Genomic DNA, 22,423 nt, shown 5'->3' with positions numbered 1-22,423 from the left:
AGCCCATGAGAACAGGCATCTCCTGCAACCGATTTGGCCGGGGCGGCGGTTTCGAACGCTATGCCATGGACCTCGTGCGGGGCATGATCGCGCGCGGCGAGCGGCCCGCCGTGTTCGCACGCCGGTTCGACAAGGGCCTGCCCGAGCTTGGCGCCGTCGATGCGCACCGCATCCACGTGCGCTGGCTGCCGGGCAAGATGCGCGACTACATGTTCTCCTGGGGGATGCGCCACGCCCACCAGCATTGCGACGTGCTGATCGGTTGCAACCGCGTGGTCGGCGCCGACCTCGCCATCTGCGGCGGCACACACCGTGGTTACCTGCTCGCCGCCGGGCGCGCCGCCACCTTCTGGGACCGGCGCCAGATCGAACTCGAGCGCCGCCACTACGCCGCTGCGCGCCGCGTGGTGGCCCACTCGCGGCTGATGGCGCAGGAACTGAAGGAACTCTACGGGGTGCCTGAGGCGAAGCTCGCGCTGCTGTACCCGCCGGTCGACACCGCGCGCTTTGGTGTGGTCGACGACGGGCAGCGCGCGCGCCTGCGCGCGGCGTTCGGCTTCGGCGACGAGCCGGTGTTCCTGTTCCCGTCTTCGGACCATCGCCGCAAAGGCCTGCCGCTGCTGGCGCAGGCACTGGCCGCAAGCGGCAGCGGGGCGGTCATCGCCGTGGCCGGCAGGCCGGTGGGCGAGCGGCTGCCCGGCGTACGCGAACTGGGCTATTGCGACAACATGGCCGACCTGTACCGAGCCGCGGATTTCACCGTGCTGGCGTCGAACTATGAGCCATTCGGGCTGGTGGGCGTGGAGTCGGTGCTGTGCGGCACACCGGTGGTCATGGCGGACAATATCGCCTGCCTCGAAGTGATCGCGCCGGAAGCCGCACTGACTTTCTCGCGCCTGGACGCCGCGGCCGCCACCGCCGCGCTGGCACAGGCGGCAACGCTGGCCCGGGCGGGCAAGGCCCGCATCCACATGCCGCTGCAGGCCTTGCGCTACAACCCGGAGCCATCCGTCCACGTCGACGCGTTGCTGGCGCTGGTAAGCGCCGCACCCGGCTGAGCCGCGATACAGCAGCTGTGGGCGCGGTGTGGCGGGTCAGGCCGAGTGCTTGCGGCGGTTGGCAATGATGCCCAGCAGCGTTGCGCTTGTCAGTGCGAAAAACGCCGTGTTCATCACCAGCGAAAAGACATCGATGGTCAGCCCGTACACGATGGTGCCGAACACCAGCACCAGGCCCATGGTGGCAGCATTGGCGGTATCGGGATCCCTGGAATGCCGATGGTTCCAGAAGTAGTAGGCGGATCCGACATACAGCAGCAGCAAGGCCGCAAGTCCGATCAGGCCCATCTGCGCCAGGGTCGAGAACACCTCGTTGTGCGCGTGCGGGTGAATGATCTCTGCCGCAGTCCGGCCCTGCGACGCCATCACCTCCAGGCTCTCCTTCAGCCGGCCCTTGCCCACCCCCAGCACCGGATGCTCCTGGAACAGCTCCCAGGACGCGCGCCACAATTGCATGCGCAGCCCGATGGAATTGTTCTCGTCGCCCATGGCCATGCGATGGAAGTCAGAGACGGCCTCGTGGAAACGCTGCTGCACCACGTTCGTGCTCGCCAGGCCGGACAGGCCAAGCGCCAGCAGCAGCACGCCGGCGATCCGCCACACCGGCGTGGGCCGGTGCACTCGGCTGAAGCGCCCGGCAAACAGCCACAGCATCACCGGCACCGCAATCCAGGAGCCCCGGCTGCCCGATGCGTAAGAAGCATAGCAGCCCGCCAACAGGCCAAGCAGCCGCAAGGCCCACTCCCAGCCAGGCCGGCGCGTGTCATCGCCAAGCGGAATGACGCCCATGAAGCCCAGCACCAGGGCAGTCCCTCCAAACGGGATCGGGTTGGTGAAGGGGTTGCCGGCACGGCCGGAGATGACCCAGTTTTCGGGCGCGACGATGCTGATGACGGACCAGCCTGCGGCACAGAAGGCACCGACGACGCACCCCCACTGGACCGGGCGCAGGTCCTTGGCCGGCACGGCGGCAAGCAGCGCGAAGATCGGCGCGACAAACAGCAGCCGCGCGGGCGCATCGAGGGCGCGCCCGATAAATTCGCCGTGAATCACCTGCTGCAGCACGATGACGAGCGGATAGGCCGTCATGGCGGCGACATACCACTTGTATTCGGAAAGCGTGCCGGCGGCAGCGCGCCGGTTTTCGGCATCCGCCAGCCATACCAGGGCAGCAGCCATTGCCAGGAAGTAGCAATAGCCGGTGCCGCCTTGTAACGTCAGGATCAGACTGGGAGACAGCGCGGCGGCCACAGCGGCCACGCGAACGGCGTACGTATTGACTTGCATTGAGGGGACTTTCACGCAGCAGCGCCCGCCACTTGCGAACTGAAACACAGTGTTACCTTTGCACCGGATATGTGCGCAGACCGCAACCGGCGCCGCGCCGCGAGAGGCACCGGAAGGCAGGCACTCATGCTCCGGCGTACGGGGGCGAGCTGACCATTTATGGCCTGCATTATACCGACCCGCGGCAGCGTACCTCTGCGCACCCCGCGCCGCCGGCGGGACGGCGAGCCCATGGCCGCATGGTATCTTTCTGCCTTGCTTAAGGAAGGTACTACAAATGAGTCTGGCCCCCGGCAACGGCGAGCAAAGCGCGCAGCGCCCTGTGCAGGAATATCCGCCGGTATCGCTGCTGCTGATCACCTACAACCAGGAATCGTTCATTGCGCATGCCATCGAGGGTGCGCTGGCGCAGGACTACCCGGCCCTTGAGATCTTCGTGTCGGACGATGCGTCGACCGATGGCACCTATGCGGCCGCGCAACGGGCGCTGGCAGGCTATGCCGGTCCTCACAAGGTGACGCTGCTGCGCAATCCCGCCAATCTCGGGATCAGCGCGCACCTGAGCAAGCTGGTGGCCCAGTCGCACGGCGAACTGATCTTCGTCGCTGCCGGCGACGACTATTCGATGCCCTCGCGCTGCAAGGAAGTGGTCCAGGCCTGGCTATCACACGACCGCAAGCCTGAGCTGATCGTCACCGACCTGGTCGATATGGCCTACGACGGCGCCCTGCACGGGCAGATTCGCCACAGCGACCTGGAGCCCTACCATTCGTTTGAATACTGGGCCACGCATCCGCCGCATGTAATCGGGGCGTCACACACGTGGACGCGGCGCATGTTCGACCGTTTTGGCCCGATGGCGCCCGGGATGATTTCCGAGGACCAGATCACGACGCTGCGTGCTTCGCTGATGGGCGGCGCCCTGAACCTCAGGCGCCCTCTGGTGCACTACCGGCGCGGCGGGACCTCCGGCAAGCGCAAGTGGCGCACCCCGGCGGACTTCGTGCGGCGCATTCGGCTGACCAACCGCAGTTCGCTGGCGGAGACGCTCCAGTTCATCGAGGATGCCGAGCGTGCCGGCTGCGGCGACGCCATGCGCCGGCTCAAGGCGCGCAAGCTTGCGCGCGAACAGTACACCGCGGACGTTTTCGCTGCGCCGGACAACCTCGCGCGGCTAAAGGTACTGTTCGGCGCGCGCCGGGTCACGCTTGGCCATCGGCTGCGGATGTTCCTGTACGCCACCGTGCCTTCGGCCTATGCGCCGTTCTACTTCCTGAGCAACCTGTTCCGACGCGGCTGAGGGACGCTGACGGCGCCCTGCTCCCTAGTTATTCGTACACCGTACTGACACAATCCGCCGACAGCGCCTGCCGCAGGGCCGTCAACGCCTCGTCGGAAGGCACCACCTGCCAGTCCGGGCCAAGCATTGCCTCGCACGAGGCGGCCTTCGCCTCGTAGCGGATGCGCACCGGCAGTCCCTGCGCGCCGCTGGCGCGCGCCAGGTGCGGCATCAGCAGTTCACGCAGCAGCCCCGTTGATGAGTTGCCATTCATCGCCAGCCGCACCGCGCTGGCAAACCTGACACGCGCCGCCACCAGGTCCATCACCGACTCCGCCGTAAACCGCACCCCGCCGGTGAACGTATCATGCCGCGCATTCCCCGTGGCGATCAGCAGCTCGTCCTCGCGGAACATATTCCGGTTGGCGTCGAACAGCTCATTGAACACCGTCATCTCGACCAGCCCGGTGCCGTCGTCCAGCGTCACGATCAGCATCTTGCCGCGCTGGGTCATCTGCGTGCGGATGCCGCTGATCACGCCGGCGATGGTCTTGCCGCGCACGTCGCGGCCGAAGCCGCCGCCGTTGCCCTGCACTTCCTTTTCCAGCGCGGCCAGCGTGCCCTTGTTGAAGCGGCGCACCTCGTCGCGGTAGGCATCGAACAGGTGGCCTGAGAAGTAGTAGCCGAGCGCCTGCTTTTCTTCCTGCAGCGTGCGCTTGGGGCTCCAGCGCGGTTCGTCGAGCAGCTCGGGGCGGTGCGCCTCGCCGCCATCGCCCATCAGGTCGAACAGCGACACCTGGTTGGCGGATTCGGCTTTCTGCTCGGCCGCCTCCATCGCGATCGGCACCGAGGCCAACAGCTGGGCGCGGTTGTCATTCAGGCTGTCGAAGGCGCCGGCACGGATCAGCGCCTCGATGGTGCGGCGGTTGACCTGGCGGCGGTCGACACGTTCGCAGAAGTCGAAGAGATCCGTGAAGGGCCGCTCCTCGCGCGCGCGCAAGATGTCTTCGATGGCGCCCTGGCCGCTGCCCTTGATGCCGCCCAGGCCATAGCGGATGGTCTTGGCATCGGTCGGCGCGAAGCGGTATTCACTGGCGTTGACGTCCGGTGGCAGCACCGCGAGCTTGTTGAGCTTGCAGTCCTCGTAGAGGATCTTGACCTTGTCGGTGTCGTCCATGGCCAGCGACATGTTGGCTGCCATGAATTCGGCCGGATGGTGGGCCTTGAGCCAGGCGGTGTAGTACGCCAGCAGCGCATACGCGGCCGCGTGCGACTTGTTGAAGCCGTAGCCCGCGAACTTCTCCATCAGGTCGAAGATGTCGTCGGCCTGCTGCGAGCTCAGGCCGTTCTTGTCGGCGCCCTCGCGGAACATCACGCGATGCTGCGCCATCTCCTCGGGCTTCTTCTTGCCCATGGCGCGGCGCAGCAGGTCGGCGCCACCGAGCGAGTAGCCGCCGATGATCTGCGCCATCTGCATCACCTGTTCCTGGTAGACCATGATGCCGTAGGTCTCTTTCAGGACGGGTTCGACGCGCGGATCGGGGTACTCCACCTTCTCGCGGCCGTGCTTGCGCGCGCAGAAGCTGGGAATCAGGTCCATCGGGCCCGGGCGGTACAGCGCCACCAGCGCGATGATGTCCTCGAAGCGGTCAGGCTTGGCGTCCTTCAGCATGCCCTGCATGCCGCGGCTTTCCAGCTGGAACACGGCGACGGTGTTGGCCGTCTTCAGGATGTCGAAGGCGGGGCTGTCGTCGAGCGGGATATGGCTGCAGTTCCAGTCGGCCTTGCTCGGGTCGAGGCGGCGGATATAGCGCTCGGCCCAGTCCAGGATGGTCAGCGTAGTCAGGCCCAGGAAGTCGAACTTGACCAGGCCGGCGGCCTCGACGTCATCCTTGTCGTACTGGCTGACCACGCCGCTCATGCCGTCGTTCTGCGCGCCCTGCGTGTACAGGGGGCAGAAGTCAGTCAGCCTGCCGGGTGCGATCAGCACGCCGCCGGCGTGCATGCCGACGTTGCGGGTCATGCCTTCGACGCGCTGTGCCAGTTCCAGCAGCTGGCGCACTTCTTCTTCGTTGTTCTCGCGCTCGGTGAGCAGCGGCTCTTCCTTCTTCGCCTCCTCGATGGTGACCAGCTTGCCCGGCTTGAACGGGATCAGCTTGGCGATGCCATCGACAAAGCCGTAGCCAAGGTCGAGCACGCGGCCCACGTCGCGCACCGCGGCCTTGGCCGCCATGGTGCCGAAGGTGGCGATCTGCGATACCGCGTCCTTGCCGTACTTCTCCTTCACGTACGTGATCACGCGATCGCGGCCGTGCTGGCAGAAGTCGATGTCGAAGTCGGGCATCGAGACCCGTTCCGGGTTCAGGAAACGCTCGAACAGCAGCGCGTACTTGAGCGGATCAAGATCGGTAATGCCGAGCGCATACGCCACCAGCGAACCGGCACCCGAACCGCGGCCCGGGCCCACCGGCACGCCGTTGTTCTTGGCCCAGTTGATAAAGTCGGCCACGATCAGGAAGTAGCCGGGGAAGCCCATCTTGATGATGGTGCCGGTCTCGAATTCCAGCCGTGCGTAGTATTCGGGCCGCTTGGCCTCGCGCGCCGCCTCGTCGGGGAACAGTACCGCCAGGCGCTTCTCCAGTCCGTCCTTGGCCATGAACACGAGGTAGTCGTCCAGCGACATGCCGTCGGGCGTCGGGAACAGCGGCAGGCGCGGCTTGCCCAGCTCCAGCGTCAGGTTGCAGCGGCGCGCGATCTCGACCGCGTTCTCCAGCGCCGAGGGGATGTCCGCGTACAGCGCGCACATCTCGTCCTGGGTCTTGAAGTACTGGTCGGTGGTAAACCGCCGGGTGCGGCGCGGATTGGCCAGCAGCTCGCCCTCGGCGATGCACACGCGCGCCTCGTGCGCGGTGTAGTCGTCCGGCGTCATGAACTGCACCGGATGCGTGGCCACCACCGGCAGCTGCAGCTCGGCCGCCAGCTGCACGGCGTGCTGCACGTAGGCATCGGTGCCCGCGTGGCCGGCACGCTGCAGCTCGATGTAGAAGCGCTGCGGGAATACGCTCGCCCAGTGCTGCGCGGCTCGGCGTGCGCCGTCGGCATTGCCGTTGGCCAGCGCCATGCCGATATCGCCGCCCATCGCCCCCGACAGAGCAATCAGGCCGGTTGCCAGCGGCAGGTCATCCTCGCCGGGCTCGAGGAACCAGGCCGGGTCGATCTCGGCGCGGCCGCGGTGCTGGTTGCCCAGCCACGCGCGTGACAGCAGCATGCACAGGTTCAGGTAGCCGCGGCGGTCCTGCACCAGCAGCAGCAGGCGCGATGGCTTGTCGCGATCCTCGGCGTTGGTGAGCCAGACGTCGGCACCGACCACCGGCTTCACGCCCTTGCCGCGCGCCTCCTTGTAGTAACGGATCAGCCCGAAGGCGTTGGCAAGGTCCGTCAGGGCGAGCGCGCCCATGCCATCGGCGGCGGCGGCCTTGACGGCGTCTTCCAGGCGGACGATGCCGTCCACGATGGAGTATTCGGAATGCAGGCGGAGGTGTACGAAGCGGGGTGCAGACATGGGCGACATTGTACCGGCTCGGCCCGCTTGCCGGCCTCCAATATTCCGTGCAGGCGCCGCGTGGAGGCCGCATCGCAAAGCTGATCGGGGTGCTTGGGAATGCGCGGCAGGAGCGCCCGGGCGCGTTATAATTTCGTCTTTCCAATCAGGCAGTTATCGCAAGCCGTCGGCGCCCTCCCGGACGCGGCCGAGCAGGCACAGTCTCTCATGCAGATCGTCAATATTTCCGCTTACAAATTCGTCTCGCTGGACGACATCGAGACCCTGCGCCCGGCCATGCGCGAGCGCTGCGAAGCGGCCGGCCTGAAAGGCACGATCCTGCTCGCGCCCGAGGGCATCAACATGTTCCTGGCCGGCCCGCGCGAAGCCATCGACGGCTTCATGGCGTGGCTGCATGCCGATGCGCGCTTTGCCGATATCGCGCCCAAGGAGAGCCTGTCGGAGAACCAGCCCTTCAAGCGCACGCTGGTGCGCGCCAAGAAGGAAATCATCACCATGAAGATGCCGCTGATCCGCCCCGAGGCGGGCCGCGCGCCTTCGGTGCGGCCGGTCGACCTGAAGCGCTGGCTGGACCAGGGGCACGACGACGAGGGCCGCCCGGTGGTGATGCTCGATACGCGCAATGATTTCGAGGTCGCGGTCGGCACTTTCGAGGCGGCGGTCGAGTACGACATCGCCAAGTTCAGCGAATTTCCCGAGGCCGTCGCCGCGCACAAGGCGGAGCTGGAGGGCAAGACCGTGGTGTCATTCTGCACCGGCGGCATCCGCTGCGAGAAGGCGGCGATCCATATGCAGGAAGTCGGCGTCGAGCGCGTGTACCAGCTCGAGGGCGGCATCCTGAAGTATTTCGAGGAAGTGGGCGGCAGCCACTATCGCGGCGACTGCTTTGTCTTCGACTATCGCACCGCGCTGAATCCGAACCTGGAGCCGGCCGGCCCCAAGCAGTGCTTTGCCTGCCGCGCGGTGGTCACGCCAGAGGAGCAGCAAAGCCCGCACTACGTGATCGGCAAGAGCTGCCCGCACTGCATCGGCGGCAAGGACCAGGCCGCGGCTTAAGGTCCAGGGCAGACAGGCGGCTCAGGCCGCCAGCAGGTGGTAGAGATTGCGCAGCATGCCCGCGGTGGCGCCCCAGATAAAGCGGTGGCCGCCGTCCTCGCGCGGATAGGGCATGGCGTAGAAGATCCGTTCGCCGTCGACCCAGCGGAACAGGCGCCGCTCATGATGCGAGGGATCCATCAGGAAGGCCAGCGGCACTTCAAAGACATCGGCCACTTCCGACGCGTCCGGGCGCAGCGTAAAGCCGTCGCGCACCAGCCCCACCACCGGGCTTACGTGGAAGCCGGTGCCGGTGATGTAGTCCGGCAGCGCACCCAGCACTTCCACGTAATCGCGCGCCAGTCCCACCTCTTCTTCCGTCTCGCGCAGTGCCGTGTCGATGCGGTTGGCATCCCACTCCTCCTGGCGTCCGCCCGGGAAGCTGATCTGGCCGGCATGCGCGCTCAGGTTGGCATTGCGCTGCGTCAGCAGAACCGTCAGGCCATCGCGCCGCTCCACCAGCGGCACCAGCACGGCGGCGTCGCGCAGCCCCCGGCTGCTGTCGTAGACGCGCGATTCATCGGTCAGCTCCGGCGCCCAGGCCGGCGGCACCTCGAAGCGGTGCCGGATAAAGTCCACCTGCAGCCGCGGCGCGCTCAGGGCGCCGTTGCGCAGGTCGGTGTCGATGACGGGGAGGGATTCGGGATCGAAGGCGGGACGCATAACAAGCGCAAGTATGACAGAAGCGCGCGTTTCGGCGCCGCAGCAAAATCCGCCGCACCCGTGGCCGCGCTGACACAATGCAAAAAGGGCACCGTGAGGTGCCCTTCCTGAGGAAACGCTGGCCGGGCTGCCCCGGCCGGCACGTCCAGCTTACTGCGCAGCCTTGGCAGCGACAGCAGCCTTCGACACCAGCTTTTCCTTGATACGTGCGGACTTGCCCGAACGCTGGCGCAGGTAGTACAGCTTCGCGCGACGCACGTCGCCGCGACGCTTCACTTCGATGCCGGCGATCAGCGGCGAGTACAGCTGGAACGTACGTTCCACGCCTTCACCCGACGAGATCTTGCGCACGATGAAGGACGAATTCAGGCCGCGGTTACGCTTGGCGATCACCACGCCTTCGTAGGCCTGCACGCGCTTGCGGGTACCTTCCACCACGTTCACGTTGACGATCACGGTGTCGCCAGGTGCGAATGCGGGGATGGTCTTGTTCGCGGTCAGACGCGCGATCTCTTCCTTCTCGATCTGCTCGATGATGTTCATCGTTTTTTCTCCATAACCATCGTGCCGGCGTTGTATGCCCCAGGCATTGCCCGGGCCCCGGCAGAGGATGGGGTTTTACCTGGCGGGAGTTTCCCCCCGCCCTTCCTTCGCCGCCCATTCCGACAAGAACTTCTCGTCGGCGCGGGACAGCAAACCTTGTTCGCGAGCAGCCTCGATCAGGTCGGGGCGCTTGCTCGCGGTATTGGCCAGCGCCTGCTGGCGCCGCCATTTCTCGATTTCGGCGTGATGGCCCCCGAGCAGGATCTCGGGCACCCTCACGCCTTCATATTCTTCCGGCCGCGTGTAGTGCGGACAATCCAGCAGGCCGTTGACGAAACTGTCCTGCACTGCGGACTGCGCATCGCCCAGCACGCCGGGCAGATGCCGCACCACGGCATCGATCAGCGCCATCGCCGGCAGTTCGCCGCCCGACAGCACGAAGTCGCCGAGGCTGACTTCCTCGTCCACGCGGCGGTCGATCAGCCGCTGGTCGATGGCCTCATACCTGCCGCACAGCAGGACCAGGCCCGGCCGTTCGGCCAGTTCCATCACCTTGGCATGCGACAGCGTCTTGCCCTGCGGCGACATCAGCACCACATGCGGCTTGGGCACGCCGGCTTGCGCCTGCGCTGCCACCGCGGCATCGATCGCATCGTCCAGCGGCTTGGCCAGCATCACCATGCCAGGGCCACCGCCATAAGGCCGATCGTCGATGGTGCGATAGTTGTCGACGGTGAAATCGCGCGGATTCCACGTGCGCAACGCATACCGCTGCTGCTTGGCTGCCCGGCTGGTAATACCCCAGTCGGTCAGCGCGCGAAACATCTCGGGAAACAGCGTGATCACATCGAACTGCATCCGCTCTCTCCCTTGCTAACCCTGCACCGCGGAGGCACGGGTTCAGTAATCGAGCCCCCAGTCGACCACGATGCGCTTGCCCGCGGCATCGACCGAGCGCAGGAACGCATCGACAAACGGGATCAGCCGCTCACCGGTCTTGCCGTCAGGCTGCACAAAGGCCACCTGCAGGATCTGGTGGGCACCGTTGTCGATCAGGCCGGACACCTCGCCCAGCAACTCGCCTTGCTCGTTGCTGACGGTGCACCCGATCAGGTCGACCCAGTAGAACTCATCCTCTTCCGGCGCCGGAAAATCCGCGCGCCGGATCCACACGCGACGGCCCTTGAGCGCTTCCGCAAGATTGCGGTCGGCAACGCCGGTCGCTTGCGCCACCACCGTGCCGCTGTGCTCGCGCGACTGCGCGATCTTCACGCAGAGCGGCCGGGCATGCGCCGCGTCAGCTGCGACATTGGCACTAACCAGCCCCGCCTGCGGCGGCGCCAGCAGCCACCAGCGGCGGGCATGCAGCAGCGCGGAAGCGTCATCGGCATGCGGCTGGACCTTGATCCAGCCGCGAATGCCGTAGGCCGCGCCGACGTAGCCGACCTCTACCAGGTCTTCAGGCAGGGGCTCGGCATACAGCAGCGCCGCCGGCAGTTTGTGAGCCTTTTGCGGCTCGCCCTGGGGCTGAACCAACGGTCGGTTCAGCGGCTTGGCGGCGCCTTGTTTGCGTTCAGTCACGTGTGCAACGAGAACGCGCCTGGCCTCACCAACGGGAGAGGCCAGGCGCGTTACAAGCAGCTATCGGGCGATCAGGCAGCAGCCTTGGCGCCTTGCTTGACCAGGCGGGCAACGGTCGGCGACAGCTGGGCGCCAACACCTTGCCAGTAGGCCAGGCGATCTTGCACCAGGCGCAGACCTTCTTCACCTTCCGAAGCCAGCGGGTTGTAGAAACCAACGCGCTCAATGAAACGACCATCGCGACGGTTGCGCGAGTCGGTGGCGACGATGTTGAAGAACGGGCGCTTCTTGCTGCCGCCGCGAGCCAGACGGATAACGACCATGGAATGATTCCTCAGAAAACGGGGTGTTCGAGGGCGTTCGAACACGAAACGCAAGAGTATAGCCCAATTCCCGAGGCCAAACAAACACTTAGGTGATTGACGCGCGCAGGCGGTGCGGGCATCGTGGCAAAAACCGCGACAGGAGGCCCACATGCGCCCGGCTCTGCACTTCATGGTTCGCGCCGTACTGCGTACGGTACTGCCCGGCATTGTACTGCTCGCCGCCACGGCCCCCGCCCGGGCCGCCTTGCCGCTGGACCAGGTCCGGCTGCCGCCCGGGTTCCGCATCGAGGTAGTGACAGAGGACGTGCCCGGCGCGCGCGCCATGGCCTTGTCGCCGTCCGGCACGCTCTTCGTCGGCTCGCGCGGCGAAGGCAAGGTCTATGCGGTGACCGATGCGCTGGGCACCAGGCCGCGGGTGCGCGTAGTCGCCACGGGCCTGCGCATGCCGGCCGGCGTGGCGCTGCGCGACGGCAACCTGTACGCGTCCTCGGTCTCGAAGATCGTGCGGCTGGACAATATCGAGTCCCGCCTCGACAATCCGCCCGCGCCGGTGGTGGTGAGCGATCGCTTCCCGACCGAATCGCACCACGGCTGGAAATTCATCGCCTTCGGGCCGGACGGCTACCTGTACGTGCCGGTCGGCGCGCCGTGCAATGTCTGCGCGCCGGACGAGAACCGCTACGCCAACATCATGAAGATGAAGCCCGACGGCAGCGACCTGCAGGTGGTGGCGCGCGGCGTACGCAATACCGTCGGCTTCGACTGGCACCCGGCCACCCGCGAGCTGTGGTTCACCGACAACGGCCGCGACCGCATGGGCGACGACGTGCCGGACGACGAACTGAACCGCGCCACCGCCGCCGGCCAGCATTTCGGCTACCCGTACTGCCATGCCGGCAACGTTGCCGATCCGGAATATGGCAGCAAGCGCCCGTGCTCGGAATTCGTGCCGCCGGTGGCCCGCCTGGGCGCGCATGTGGCCGCGCTGGGCATGCGCTTCTACACAGGCACGCAGTTCCCGCCGGCCTACCGCAACAGCGTCTTTATCGCCGAGCACGGCAGTTGGGACCGCAGCAAGCCGTCCGGCTACCGCGTGGTCACTGTGGCGCTGGATGGGTCCGGCAAGGCGGTGCGGCAGGAGGTGTTCGCACAGGGCTGGCTGCGTGGCGGCAAGCCGTGGGGAAGGCCCGCCGATGTCCTGGTTGCGCCCGACGGTTCGCTGCTCGTCAGCGACGACCTGGCCGGTGCGATCTACCGGATTCGCTATACGCCGTGAAGCGTCCTGAGTTCCCCGGAAACCCGCGCGGCGCGGGGCCTGAAGGGGGCCAGCGGGGCCGAAACAATCCGTTACACCGGTAACGGGATTGGCATAGGCGGCCTGATGGCCCATGCGTACCATGAACCCATCTTCCAACAGCATCACAGCGCGACAGGAACCTGGGAATTCGCATGCTCACCCGCTCTCTCCTGCGCGACCTGGTGGCTGGCATCCTGGTGGCCTCGGGCCTGGTCGGCGCGGTAGCCGCCAGTCATGCCCAGGTCGCGTTCTGGCAAAAAATCCGCCCCGAAGCGCGCCCCGCGCGCCTGCAATCAAGCGACGGCTGGCAAGTGGCCAGCGTGCGCGCCGAAAGCCGTGACCACGTGCAGGCCCAAATCGACCGGATGGAGGCCCGCGCTCGTGCTGACGACCGCCTGAATGGACGCCGCGCGGCGCTGTCCGGCGCGCGCGACGACAACCGCGGCCGACCGCCGGAGCGCGCCACTCCTCCCAACGAAGCCCGCAACGACGTCCGCACGAACAACGTCGGCCCCGGCTGGCAGGCGCGTGGCCGCGAAGGTGGCCGCTAGCTGAGCGCGGTGGCCGCCCCCGCGCGACTTTCCCGATTCCGCGGAACTCCGCCCTCGCTTTCCGTGTCTCTATATAAGTGTGTGCCCCGCTTTCCGGGTGCGACGCACAGGCTGCCGCCCGGCGCTGCCCGGGGCTAACAGCGTGCCGTCCAGTGCAGACGGCAATCGAACTGACCTGCCTCTGCCCGACACCTCCTGTCGGACCCGATCAAGACGGCTCGGGCGCAGCCTCCAGAACGACAATAATTCTGTGAGGTTTGTCATGTCACCCCTCTTTAGCGACCTGGCCGAACACGCAGGCCAGTTATCGCTATCAATCCTGTTCATGGGCATCCTGACCCTGGTCCTCTACGGCGAGACGCATATCAGCGAGCATGCGGCCCCTTTCATCAAGATCCTGCTTGACGGCTGGCATTAGCGCCGCCTTGCGCGTCTTCTGACGCACCTCCCTTCCTTACGCTGACTGCCGGCGTACAATGTGTGCCGGCCGGTACCCGTGTGCCGCCGTTCTTGTGCCGGTGCACTGCCGGCCTGCAACCGCCCGATATCCGACCATGCCAGTAGCCACGCCCGCCCGCCATGCCTCTACGCTCGCGTCGCCGCCCACCCGCGGCAAATCGAAGCTGCTGACCGTGGCGCTGGCGTTCCTGTTCGGCAGCCTCGGTGCGCATCGCTTCTACCTGGGCGGGCTGCGCGACCTGTACGGCTGGGCCCATCTGCTGGCGCTGCTGGCGGGCGTCATCGGCGTTGCCTCGATGGCGGCCGATGCGGGATCCCCTGCGCTGAACTGGACCTTCGCCGTCGCCGGCGGCGTGTCCGTGATCAGCGCCTTCCTGGCAGCCATCGTCTATGGGCTGCGCCCCGACGACAAATGGGACGCGCGCTTCAACCCGCACGGTAAACCCACGCGCTCCGGCTGGCCGGTGGTGATCCTGGTGATCCTGTCGCTGCTGATCGGTACCGGCCTGCTGATGGCCGGGCTGGCGATCAGCTTCCAGACCTTCTTCGAATCGCAGGTCGAGGCCGCTCGAGCCCTTTCGCAATAACAACGGCGGCGGCAAAGCGCGCTCGATGCACTTCGACCTGCTCGACGTCGCCGTCTTCGCCCGCGCCGCGGCACTGGGCAACCTGTCGGCGGCGGCGCGCGATCTCGGCCTGTCCACCTCGACCGCCAGTGCCAGGCTGGCCCGGCTCGAACAGTCCCTCGGCTGCCGGCTGCTGCATCGCACCACGCGCCGGCTGGCGCTGACCGCGGATGGCGACCGTTTCCTTCTGCATGCAGAACAACTACTGGCTACGGCGGAACTGGCCGGCCAATCGGTCGGCACCAGTGCCGAGCACCCGCGCGGGCAACTGCGCGTGACTGCGCCTGCCTCGTTCGGGCGCCAGCATGTATCGCCCGCCCTGCCCGACTTCCTGGCCGCCTACCCCGACATCTCGCTCGACCTGCGCCTGACCGATCAGGTGATCGGGCTGGTCGATGCCAGCATCGACGTCGCGCTGCGCATGGGCGTGCTACCGGACTCCACGCTGGTGGCACGTCCGCTCGCGCCCAGCCGGCGCGTGATCTGCGCCGCGCCCGGCTATCTGCAACGCCACGGCGTGCCGCGCCATCCCGACGACCTGCGCCAGCACAACTGCCTGGTGCTGGCCGACCAGTCGGCGTGGCGCTTCGATACGCCGCTGGGCGAGACCGTGGTCAACGTGCACGGCAACCTGCGCGTGGACAACGGCGAAGTGATTCGCGATGCGCTGGTGGCCGGTGTCGGCATCGCGCTCAAGTCGACCTGGGACGTGGGGCCGCTGTTGCGCAGCGGCGAACTGGTGACGGTGCTGGACGAATACCCGGTGCTGCCGGCCGTGTCGATCTGGGCTGTGTTTCCGAGCCGCCACCTAGTGCCGGCCAAGACGCGCGCCTTTGTCGATTTCTTTGCGGCGCGCTTCGGCAATCCGCCGTACTGGGACCGATTGGATACGACCTGACACCTTGTGCAAAGCACATTTGCGCGCGATCAAGGCGGGCGCAATCGATAGCTCCGCTTTGGCGCAAATCGCCCATACTGGAAAGACCGCCCACTCCCGGCGGCACTACGCCCGGCGAAGCATGGCTTCGGCGGCGCAAAGGAGCACAGACCGACATGCCAACCTATGAGGAAGGACGCCTGGCGGCGATCGCCGTCCGGCTGGCGCTGTCCTCAGGACTGTCGCCATCGAGCGCCAAGGCCGCTCTGGATCTCGCTAGCAGCATGATCAGCGACCAGCAGGCCACCGAAGCGGCTCTGAGGGCTCAGAAAAGCGAACCTTGCGGATCGTCCTTGCCGCGGGGACCCCTGGCTGGGGGGCGAAAACGAGAAGTATCCAGTTCGAACCGGTTGTAGCGGAAGCCGAGCCGTTCGGCGGCCTTGTAGACGCGCTGTCGCAGCAAGTCCGCCCACACGCCCGTCCCCCGCATGCGCGTGGCAAAGCTGGCATCGTAGGCTTTGCCCTCGCGCATTTCGCGCACGCGATTCATGACCCGCTCGGCGCGGTCGGGGAAATGGGCCTGCAGCCATTCTTCAAACAGCGGCCGCACTTCCCACGGTAGCCGCAGCACGATGTAGTTCGCATAGACGGCGCCCGCCTCGCGCGCCGCTTCCAGTACACGCTCCAGGTCAGGCTCGGTGATGAAAGGAATCACCGGGGCGATGCTCACGCCCACCGGGATGCCCGCGTCGGTCAGCGTGCGGATTGTGCGCAGCCGGCGCGACGGCGTTGCCGCGCGCGGCTCCAGCGTGCGCGCGATGCCGGCGTCGAGCGTGGTAATGGTGACCGCCGCCACTGCCAGTTTCTTTGCCGCCATCGGCGCCAGCAGGTCGATATCACGCTCGATCAGTGACGACTTGGTGATCAGCGCGACCGGATGGTCGTGCTCGCTCAGGACTTCCAGGATGCCGCGCGTGATGCGCTGCTCGCGCTCGATCGGCTGGTAGGCGTCGGTGTTGACGCCCAGCGCGATGGTCTCGCAGCGGTATGAGGGGCGCGCCAGCGCTTCGCGCAAGCGCTCGGCTGCGTTGGCCTTGGCAAATAGCTTGGTTTCGAAATCAAGTCCCGGCGACAGGTCGAGGTAGGCGTGCGTCGGCCGCGCGAAGCAGTAGATGCAGCCATGTTCGCAGCCGCGATAGGGATTGAGCGAGACATCGAACGGGATGTCGGGCGAGGCGTTGCGCGTCAGGATCGAGCGGGCGCGTTCGATGCGTACCGTGGTGCGCAGTGGCGGCAGTGGCGCCTCCGGTGCAGGCAAGGTAGCGTCGGGTTGCGCTGGTCCATTCGTCTCATCCGCCACCACGGGTTCGTCAGCAGGCCCACTGTCCCAGCCATCGTCGAACGCCTCTCGCTGGTCGCGCTCGAAACGCCCCTGCAGGTTGCTGACAGCGCCGCGCCCCTTGCGGGCAACAACGGGCGGCCGCGTGCCTGCCTGTGGCCATTCCGGTTCGGCCTCGGCATCGTGCCACGCATTGCGGCGGTCATGATCCTTCGGTTCGTGTGCGGGGCGCCCCATCGTGTACTTCGTCAACCCGGCTGGCTCTTCTCTTCGACCGAGATGGCCAGCGTCTCCTTGATTTCTTCCATCACTACATAGCTCTTCGACTGCGCTGCGCCGGGCAGCTGCAGCAGGATGTCGCCCAGCAGCCTCCGGTATTCGCCGATCTCGCGGATGCGCGCCTTGATCAGGTAGTCGAAATCGCCCGACACCAGGTGACATTCCAGCACTTCCGGGATGCGCAGCACCTCGCGCCGGAACTGCTCGAACATATTGCCCGACTTGTTGCCGAGCGAGATCTCCACAAACACCAGCAGCGCGCTGCCTAGCAGCGCCGGGTTCAGCCGGGCGTAGTAGCCCATGATGACACCATCGCGCTCCAGGCGCTTGACGCGCTCGATACAGGGCGTGATGGTCAGGCCGACCGCCTCGGCCAGGTCCTTCATCGACATCCTGCCGTCACTCTGCAGCGCAGTCAGGATCCTGCGGTCGAGCCGATCGAGGGAACGCACGGGCTGGCGACTCGTTCTCATGAGTTTTTCCTGTTTTCCTGAAAAATTCGATAACTATGACTGGATTGTATTCAATAGTATAGAGATAAATACTTCATCAACTTGTCATCGCAGTTGGAGCCCCCGGACATGCGCGTTCTCGTACTTGGCAGCGGAGTTATTGGCGTCACCAGTGCGTGGTACCTGGCCAAGGCCGGTCACGAAGTGACCGTTGTCGATCGCGAGGCGGGCCCCGCGCTCGGCACCAGTTTTGCCAACGCGGGGCAGATCTCGCCCGGCTATGCGTCGCCGTGGGCAGCGCCGGGCGTGCCGCTGAAGGCGATCAAGTGGATGTTCCAGGAACATGCCCCGCTCAGCATCCGTCCCGACGGCACGCTGTTTCAGCTGCAGTGGATGTGGCAGATGCTGCTGAACTGCAGCGCCGAGCGCTACGCCGTCAACAAGGAGCGCATGGTGCGGCTGGCCGAATACAGTCGCGATTGCATCCGCGCGCTGCGCGCCGAGACGGGCATCGCTTACGAAGGCCGCCAGCAAGGCACGCTGCAGGTGTTCCGCACCGACGAGCAGCTGCAGGGCGCGGCCAAGGACATCGCCGTGCTGGAAGAAGCGGGCGTGCCCTACCAGTTGCTTTCGCGCGACGAACTCGCGGCGAGCGAACCGGCGCTGGCCGCCGTCCGCCACAAGCTGGCCGGCGGCCTGCGCCTTCCCAACGATGAAACCGGCGACTGCGCGCTTTTTACCCATCGGCTGGCAGGCATGGCCGAGATGCTGGGCGTGAAATTCCTGTACAACCGCTCGATCGACAGCCTGATGACCCAGGGCGATGCCGTCACCGGCGCCGTGGTCGATGGCGAGCCGATGGACGCCGACCTGGTAGTGGTGGCGCTGGGCAGCTGGACCACGCAACTGGTGAAGCCGTTCTTGCACGGCATGTCCAACCTGCCGGTGTACCCGCTCAAGGGCTTCTCGATCACGGTTCCGCTGAGCGACCCGTCGCGCAGCCCCGTGTCCACGGTGCTGGACGAAACCTACAAGGTTGCCATCACCCGCTTCGACGACCGCATCCGCGTGGGCGGCATGGCGCAGATCGTCGGCTACGACCGCAGCCTGGACCCGGCCAAGCGCCGCACGCTCGAGCACGTGGTCACCGACCTGTTCCCGGGCGCCGGCGATGTCAGCCAGGCCACCTTCTGGACCGGCCTGCGGCCGATGACGCCGGACGGTACGCCGATCGTCGGTCCGACCCAGGTGCGCGGCCTGTGGCTGAACACTGGCCACGGCACACTCGGCTGGACCATGGCCTGCGGCTCGGGCAAGCTGCTGTCGGACCTGGTGTCGGGTACGTCGCCGGCAATCCGGGCCGATGACCTGTCAGTGGGCCGCTACCTGAAGCCGGCCCGCCATCGCCTGGCACCGCGGCCGGCCACGGCCTGAAGCAGGCGCAGCCTCGATAAGCAAAAAGGGCGACCCCGCGGGGTCGCCCTTCTTCGTCCCTAGCTACCGACAGGCCGCTCAGAACTGCTCGGCCGTCATCGTATTCACCGGTGCCGCACCGCTGACGATGGCATCGCGCAATGCCGATGCCTGCGACAGGATGTGCTCCGCGAAGAAATGCGCGGTGGCGATCTTGGCGTCATAAAAGCCCGGATCCTCGGCACGCTTCGCGTCGGCGGCCAGCATGGCACGGCCAAACTGCCAGCCAGAGAACACGATGCCACACAGCTTCAGGTAAGGCACGCTGCCCGCAAAGACGGCGTTCGGGTCCGACTTGGCATTGGCCACGACAAACGCCACCACGTCTTCCAGCGCCGCGCGGCCCTTGGCCAGCTGCGCCTGCACCGCGGTGAACCCGGCGCAGCTGTGCTTGCCCAGCGCCGCCTCGGTCTCGGCGATCTGCGCGCAGATCGCGCGCGCCACCGCGCCGCCGTCGCGCACGGTCTTGCGGCCGACCAGGTCGTTGGCCTGGATCGCGGTGGTGCCTTCGTAGATCGGCAGGATGCGGGCGTCGCGGTAGTGCTGCGCCGCGCCGGTTTCCTCGATAAAGCCCATGCCGCCGTGCACCTGCACGCCCAGGCTGGTGACATCGATCGACAGCTCGGTGCTCCAGCCCTTCACCACCGGCACCAGGAACTCGTAGAAGTCCTGGTTCTGCTGGCGCACGGCCTCGTTCGGATGCTGGTGCGCCGCGTCGCTCGCGGCCGCGGCCACGTAGGCGACCGCGCGTGCGCCTTCGGTCAGCGCGCGCATCGTCATCAGCATGCGCTTGACGTCGGGGTGGTGGATGATGGTCACCGCCTCGCGCGCCGAACCGTCGACCGGGCGGCTCTGCACGCGTTCGCGCGCGTACGCCACGGCCTGCTGGTAGGCGCGCTCGGACACCGCCACACCCTGCATGCCGACCGAGAAGCGCGCCGAGTTCATCATGATGAACATGTACTCGAGGCCGCGGTTTTCTTCGCCCACCAGCGTGCCGATGGCGCCGCCGTGGTCGCCGAACTGCAGCACCGCCGTAGGACTGGCCTTGATGCCCAGCTTGTGCTCGATCGACACGCAGTGCACGTCGTTGCGCTCGCCCGGGCTGCCGTCGGCATTGACCAGGAACTTCGGCACGATGAACAGCGAGATGCCCTTGACGCCCTCGGGCGCGGTGGGCGTGCGCGCCAGCACGAGATGGACGATGTTCTTCGCCATGTCGTGCTCGCCGTAGGTAATGAAGATCTTGGTGCCGAACAGCTTGAAGGTCCCGTCGCCCTGCGGCTCGGCGCGGGTGCGGACCGCGGCCAGGTCAGAGCCGGCCTGCGGCTCAGTCAGGTTCATGGTGCCGGTCCACTCGCCCGAGATCAGCTTGGGCAGGAAGGTGGCCTTCTGCTTATCCGTGCCTGCCGTCAGCAGCGCCTCGATGGCACCGTCGGTCAGCAGCGGGCACAGCGCGAACGACAGGTTCGCGGTGTTCAGCATCTCGTTGCAGGCAGTGGCGATCAGCTTGGGCAGGCCCTGCCCGCCGAACTCCTGCGGATGCAGCACGCCCTGCCAGCCGCCCTCGCCGAACTGGCGGAACGCATCCTTGAAGCCTGGCGTGGTGGTGACGACGCCGTCCTTCCAGCTGCTCGGGTCCAGGTCGCCGGCACGGTTGAGCGGTGCGACGACCTGCTCGTTGAACTTGGCGGCTTCCTCGAGCACGGCCTCGGCCGTTTCCGGCGTGGCTTCCTCGAAGCCGGGCAGCTGGCTGACGGCTTCAAGGCCAGCCAGCTCGTTCATGACGAACAGCATGTCCTTGAGCGGAGCACGGTAGGTCATCGATGTCTCCCAATGTGTATAAAAAAGCCGTTCACGGGTTGCCCCGGAACGGCTCTATGTGCATCCTTGCCGGCCGCCGCGCGAGGCGGTGGCCGGCGCAGCAGCATCAGCCCAGTGCGGCAACCAGCTCCGGCACCACGGTGTTCAGATCGCCCACCAGGCCGTAGTCGGCCACGGAGAAGATCGGGGCTTCGGCGTCCTTGTTGATCGCGACGATCACCTTGGAGTCCTTCATGCCGGCCAGGTGCTGGATCGCGCCGGAGATACCGACGGCGATATACAGCTGCGGCGCGACGATCTTGCCGGTCTGGCCGACCTGGTAGTCGTTCGGCACGAAGCCGGCGTCCACGGCGGCGCGCGAGGCACCCAGTGCGGCGCCCAGCTTGTCGGCCAGCGGCGTCAGCACCTTGGTGTAGTTCTCGCCCGAACCCACGCCACGGCCACCCGAGACGATGATCTTGGCGGCGGTCAGTTCCGGACGGTCGCTCTTGGCCACTTCGCGCGAGACGAACTGCGAGATGCCCTGGTCGGCCACGGCCGGCAGGGTCTCGACGGCGGCCGAGCCACCTTCGGCGGCGGCGGCGTCGAAGGCCGTGCCGCGCACGGTGATGACCTTGACCTTGTCGGACGACTTGACGATGGCGATGGCGTTGCCGGCGTAGATCGGACGCTCGAAGGTGTCCGGGGCGTCGACCCTGGAGATTTCCGAGATCTGGGCCACGTCCAGCTTGGCGGCCACGCGCGGCAGGATGTTCTTGCCGTACGGGGTGGCCGGGGCCAGGATGTGCGAGTAGTCGTTGGCGATGGCCAGCGCCTGCTCGGCCACGTTCTCGGCCAGGCCGTCACCGAAGTACGGGGCGTCGGCCAGCAGCACCTTGGTCACGCCGGCGATCTTGGCGGCGGCGTCGGCCGCGGCCTTGGCGTTGGAACCGGCCACCAGCACGTGCACGTCGCCGCCGCATTGGGCTGCGGCGGTCACGGTGTTCAGCGTGGCGCCCTTGATGGATTGATTGTCGTGTTCAGCAATGACGAGTGCAGTCATGTTATTTCTCCCCCGCGCTCTCAGATAACCTTGGCTTCGTTCTTCAGCTTCTGCACCAGCGTCGCGACGTCCGGCACCATCACACCCGCGCTGCGCTTGGCAGGCTCGACCACCTTCACGGTCGACAGGCGCGGCTTCACGTCCACGCCGAGGTCTTCCGGCTTGACGATATCGAGCGGCTTCTTCTTGGCCTTCATGATGTTCGGCAGCGTGACGTAGCGCGGCTCGTTCAGGCGCAGGTCGGTGGTCACCACGGCCGGCAGCTTGATCGACAGCGTTTCCAGGCCGCCATCCACTTCACGGGTCACCGAAGCCTTGCCGTCGGCAACCACCACCTTCGAGGCGAACGTGGCTTGCGGCAGGCCAGCCAGCGCGGCCACCATCTGGCCGGTCTGGTTGGAGTCATCATCGATGGCCTGCTTGCCCAGGATCACCAGTTGCGGCTGTTCCTTGTCGATCAGCGCCTTCAGCAGCTTGGCCACGGCCAGCGGTTGCAGGTCTTCATTCGATTCCACCAGGATGCCGCGGTCGGCACCGATGGCCATCGCGGTGCGCAGGGTTTCCTGGCACTGCGTGACGCCGCACGACACGGCGACGACTTCGGTGGCAACGCCGGCTTCCTTCAGGCGCACGGCCTCTTCGACGGCGATTTCGTCGAAGGGGTTCATGCTCATCTTGACGTTGGCCAGATCGACGCCGGTGCCGTCCGCCTTGACACGGACCTTGACGTTGTAATCCACCACCCGCTTGACTGCGACGAGTACTTTCATGCGCTCACTCCACTGATAGTCAGAAATTTTGTTCGCTCGT

21 protein-coding genes are annotated in these 22,423 nt (G+C 66.5%); 9 read left to right on the top strand and 12 right to left on the bottom strand.

Going from position 1 to position 22,423, the window contains the following annotated elements; genetic code table 11:
• The first annotated feature begins 5 nt into the window (after window positions 1–5).
• Window positions 6–1,058: a glycosyltransferase family 4 protein gene (locus AC10V3_RS04200; protein ID WP_022533924.1), complete on the top strand. Its 1,053-nt coding sequence runs from the start codon at window positions 6–8 to the stop codon at window positions 1,056–1,058.
• Window positions 1,059–1,094: 36 nt separating this feature from the next.
• Here the strand turns inward: AC10V3_RS04200 and AC10V3_RS04195 are convergent, their stop codons facing one another.
• Entirely contained in the window at window positions 1,095–2,345 is a 1,251-nt protein-coding gene (locus AC10V3_RS04195; RefSeq protein WP_022533923.1) for an O-antigen ligase family protein, read from the bottom strand.
• 277 nt (window positions 2,346–2,622) lie between these two features.
• On the opposite strand from AC10V3_RS04195, the gene AC10V3_RS04190 reads away from it, so the two are divergent.
• Window positions 2,623–3,645 carry a glycosyltransferase family 2 protein gene (locus AC10V3_RS04190; protein WP_454751723.1) on the top strand — a complete coding sequence of 341 codons (1,023 nt, stop codon included), beginning with the start codon at window positions 2,623–2,625 and terminating at the stop codon, window positions 3,643–3,645.
• A gap of 28 nt (window positions 3,646–3,673) precedes the next feature.
• On the opposite strand, the gene dnaE is transcribed toward AC10V3_RS04190, so the two are convergent.
• Window positions 3,674–7,186: a DNA polymerase III subunit alpha gene (gene dnaE, locus AC10V3_RS04185; RefSeq protein ID WP_454751722.1), complete on the bottom strand. Its 3,513-nt coding sequence runs from the start codon at window positions 7,184–7,186 to the stop codon at window positions 3,674–3,676.
• Between the two features lie 207 nt (window positions 7,187–7,393).
• Here dnaE and AC10V3_RS04180 point away from each other — a divergent pair, with 207 nt between their 5' ends.
• A complete protein-coding gene (locus AC10V3_RS04180; RefSeq protein WP_022533920.1) occupies window positions 7,394–8,242 on the top strand; it encodes a sulfurtransferase in 849 nt (282 codons plus the stop codon).
• 21 nt (window positions 8,243–8,263) lie between these two features.
• On the opposite strand, the gene AC10V3_RS04175 is transcribed toward AC10V3_RS04180, so the two are convergent.
• The 5 genes from AC10V3_RS04175 to rpsP all read right to left on the bottom strand — a co-directional run bounded on the left by AC10V3_RS04175 (window position 8,264) and on the right by rpsP (window position 11,391).
• Complete coding sequence (locus AC10V3_RS04175) at window positions 8,264–8,944, bottom strand: CoA pyrophosphatase (RefSeq protein ID WP_022533919.1); 681 nt, start codon at window positions 8,942–8,944, stop codon at window positions 8,264–8,266.
• Between the two features lie 150 nt (window positions 8,945–9,094).
• Entirely contained in the window at window positions 9,095–9,487 is a 393-nt protein-coding gene (rplS, locus tag AC10V3_RS04170) for a 50S ribosomal protein L19 (RefSeq protein WP_013955882.1), read from the bottom strand.
• Between the two features lie 75 nt (window positions 9,488–9,562).
• Window positions 9,563–10,345, bottom strand: coding sequence for a tRNA (guanosine(37)-N1)-methyltransferase TrmD (trmD, locus tag AC10V3_RS04165; protein WP_022533918.1), 783 nt, complete (start codon window positions 10,343–10,345; stop codon window positions 9,563–9,565).
• Between the two features lie 42 nt (window positions 10,346–10,387).
• A complete protein-coding gene (gene rimM / locus AC10V3_RS04160) occupies window positions 10,388–11,068 on the bottom strand; it encodes a ribosome maturation factor RimM (RefSeq protein WP_022533917.1) in 681 nt (226 codons plus the stop codon).
• Window positions 11,069–11,139: 71 nt separating this feature from the next.
• On the bottom strand, window positions 11,140–11,391 hold the full coding sequence (gene rpsP / locus AC10V3_RS04155) for a 30S ribosomal protein S16 (protein ID WP_022533916.1): 252 nt from the start codon (window positions 11,389–11,391) through the stop codon (window positions 11,140–11,142).
• A gap of 151 nt (window positions 11,392–11,542) precedes the next feature.
• On the opposite strand from rpsP, the gene AC10V3_RS04150 reads away from it, so the two are divergent.
• The 5 genes from AC10V3_RS04150 (at window position 11,543) to AC10V3_RS04130 (ending at window position 15,225) form a co-directional block, all read left to right on the top strand.
• A complete protein-coding gene (locus tag AC10V3_RS04150; protein WP_022533915.1) occupies window positions 11,543–12,670 on the top strand; it encodes a PQQ-dependent sugar dehydrogenase in 1,128 nt (375 codons plus the stop codon).
• Between the two features lie 173 nt (window positions 12,671–12,843).
• A complete protein-coding gene (locus AC10V3_RS04145; protein ID WP_022533914.1) occupies window positions 12,844–13,242 on the top strand; it encodes a hypothetical protein in 399 nt (132 codons plus the stop codon).
• A gap of 262 nt (window positions 13,243–13,504) precedes the next feature.
• Window positions 13,505–13,660 carry a hypothetical protein gene (locus AC10V3_RS04140; protein ID WP_022533913.1) on the top strand — a complete coding sequence of 52 codons (156 nt, stop codon included), beginning with the start codon at window positions 13,505–13,507 and terminating at the stop codon, window positions 13,658–13,660.
• Between the two features lie 136 nt (window positions 13,661–13,796).
• The gene (locus AC10V3_RS04135; RefSeq protein ID WP_022533912.1) at window positions 13,797–14,288 is read left to right on the top strand and encodes an NINE protein; all 492 of its coding nucleotides are present in this window, start codon (window positions 13,797–13,799) and stop codon (window positions 14,286–14,288) included.
• Window positions 14,289–14,313: 25 nt separating this feature from the next.
• On the top strand, window positions 14,314–15,225 hold the full coding sequence (locus AC10V3_RS04130; RefSeq protein ID WP_022533911.1) for a LysR family transcriptional regulator: 912 nt from the start codon (window positions 14,314–14,316) through the stop codon (window positions 15,223–15,225).
• 304 nt (window positions 15,226–15,529) lie between these two features.
• On the opposite strand, the gene AC10V3_RS04125 is transcribed toward AC10V3_RS04130, so the two are convergent.
• Window positions 15,530–16,780 (bottom strand): PA0069 family radical SAM protein, encoded by a 1,251-nt coding sequence (locus AC10V3_RS04125; RefSeq protein WP_022533910.1) that lies wholly within the window; start codon window positions 16,778–16,780, stop codon window positions 15,530–15,532.
• Window positions 16,781–16,791: 11 nt separating this feature from the next.
• Complete coding sequence (locus AC10V3_RS04120) at window positions 16,792–17,295, bottom strand: Lrp/AsnC ligand binding domain-containing protein (protein WP_022533909.1); 504 nt, start codon at window positions 17,293–17,295, stop codon at window positions 16,792–16,794.
• Window positions 17,296–17,403: 108 nt separating this feature from the next.
• Between AC10V3_RS04120 and AC10V3_RS04115 the strand changes: the two genes are divergently transcribed.
• Window positions 17,404–18,708: a D-amino acid dehydrogenase gene (locus AC10V3_RS04115; protein WP_022533908.1), complete on the top strand. Its 1,305-nt coding sequence runs from the start codon at window positions 17,404–17,406 to the stop codon at window positions 18,706–18,708.
• 78 nt (window positions 18,709–18,786) lie between these two features.
• Here AC10V3_RS04115 and AC10V3_RS04110 read toward each other — a convergent pair whose 3' ends face one another.
• The 3 genes from AC10V3_RS04110 to AC10V3_RS04100 all read right to left on the bottom strand — a co-directional run bounded on the left by AC10V3_RS04110 (window position 18,787) and on the right by AC10V3_RS04100 (window position 22,383).
• Entirely contained in the window at window positions 18,787–20,571 is a 1,785-nt protein-coding gene (locus AC10V3_RS04110) for an acyl-CoA dehydrogenase (protein ID WP_490923150.1), read from the bottom strand.
• A gap of 106 nt (window positions 20,572–20,677) precedes the next feature.
• A complete protein-coding gene (locus AC10V3_RS04105; RefSeq protein WP_022533906.1) occupies window positions 20,678–21,613 on the bottom strand; it encodes an electron transfer flavoprotein subunit alpha/FixB family protein in 936 nt (311 codons plus the stop codon).
• 20 nt (window positions 21,614–21,633) lie between these two features.
• A complete protein-coding gene (locus AC10V3_RS04100; RefSeq protein ID WP_022533905.1) occupies window positions 21,634–22,383 on the bottom strand; it encodes an electron transfer flavoprotein subunit beta/FixA family protein in 750 nt (249 codons plus the stop codon).
• Between the last annotated feature and the right edge of the window lie 40 nt (window positions 22,384–22,423).

Source organism: Cupriavidus sp. PB-02 (genome assembly GCF_058252315.1).
Note: the sequence above shows the minus strand (reverse complement) of the source record. Positions and strands in the feature narration are given on the sequence as shown.

Coding starts and splice junctions, on each gene's coding strand:
- AC10V3_RS04200 (WP_022533924.1), top strand. CDS start 6: ATGAGAACAGGCATCTCCTGCAACCGATTTGGCCGGGGCGGCGGTTTC.
- AC10V3_RS04195 (WP_022533923.1), bottom strand. CDS start 2,345: ATGCAAGTCAATACGTACGCCGTTCGCGTGGCCGCTGTGGCCGCCGCG.
- AC10V3_RS04190 (WP_454751723.1), top strand. CDS start 2,623: ATGAGTCTGGCCCCCGGCAACGGCGAGCAAAGCGCGCAGCGCCCTGTG.
- dnaE (WP_454751722.1), bottom strand. CDS start 7,186: ATGTCTGCACCCCGCTTCGTACACCTCCGCCTGCATTCCGAATACTCC.
- AC10V3_RS04180 (WP_022533920.1), top strand. CDS start 7,394: ATGCAGATCGTCAATATTTCCGCTTACAAATTCGTCTCGCTGGACGAC.
- AC10V3_RS04175 (WP_022533919.1), bottom strand. CDS start 8,944: ATGCGTCCCGCCTTCGATCCCGAATCCCTCCCCGTCATCGACACCGAC.
- rplS (WP_013955882.1), bottom strand. CDS start 9,487: ATGAACATCATCGAGCAGATCGAGAAGGAAGAGATCGCGCGTCTGACC.
- trmD (WP_022533918.1), bottom strand. CDS start 10,345: ATGCAGTTCGATGTGATCACGCTGTTTCCCGAGATGTTTCGCGCGCTG.
- rpsP (WP_022533916.1), bottom strand. CDS start 11,391: ATGGTCGTTATCCGTCTGGCTCGCGGCGGCAGCAAGAAGCGCCCGTTC.
- AC10V3_RS04150 (WP_022533915.1), top strand. CDS start 11,543: ATGCGCCCGGCTCTGCACTTCATGGTTCGCGCCGTACTGCGTACGGTA.
- AC10V3_RS04145 (WP_022533914.1), top strand. CDS start 12,844: ATGCTCACCCGCTCTCTCCTGCGCGACCTGGTGGCTGGCATCCTGGTG.
- AC10V3_RS04140 (WP_022533913.1), top strand. CDS start 13,505: ATGTCACCCCTCTTTAGCGACCTGGCCGAACACGCAGGCCAGTTATCG.
- AC10V3_RS04135 (WP_022533912.1), top strand. CDS start 13,797: ATGCCAGTAGCCACGCCCGCCCGCCATGCCTCTACGCTCGCGTCGCCG.
- AC10V3_RS04130 (WP_022533911.1), top strand. CDS start 14,314: ATGCACTTCGACCTGCTCGACGTCGCCGTCTTCGCCCGCGCCGCGGCA.
- AC10V3_RS04125 (WP_022533910.1), bottom strand. CDS start 16,780: ATGGGGCGCCCCGCACACGAACCGAAGGATCATGACCGCCGCAATGCG.
- AC10V3_RS04120 (WP_022533909.1), bottom strand. CDS start 17,295: ATGAGAACGAGTCGCCAGCCCGTGCGTTCCCTCGATCGGCTCGACCGC.
- AC10V3_RS04115 (WP_022533908.1), top strand. CDS start 17,404: ATGCGCGTTCTCGTACTTGGCAGCGGAGTTATTGGCGTCACCAGTGCG.
- AC10V3_RS04110 (WP_490923150.1), bottom strand. CDS start 20,571: ATGACCTACCGTGCTCCGCTCAAGGACATGCTGTTCGTCATGAACGAG.
- AC10V3_RS04105 (WP_022533906.1), bottom strand. CDS start 21,613: ATGACTGCACTCGTCATTGCTGAACACGACAATCAATCCATCAAGGGC.
- AC10V3_RS04100 (WP_022533905.1), bottom strand. CDS start 22,383: ATGAAAGTACTCGTCGCAGTCAAGCGGGTGGTGGATTACAACGTCAAG.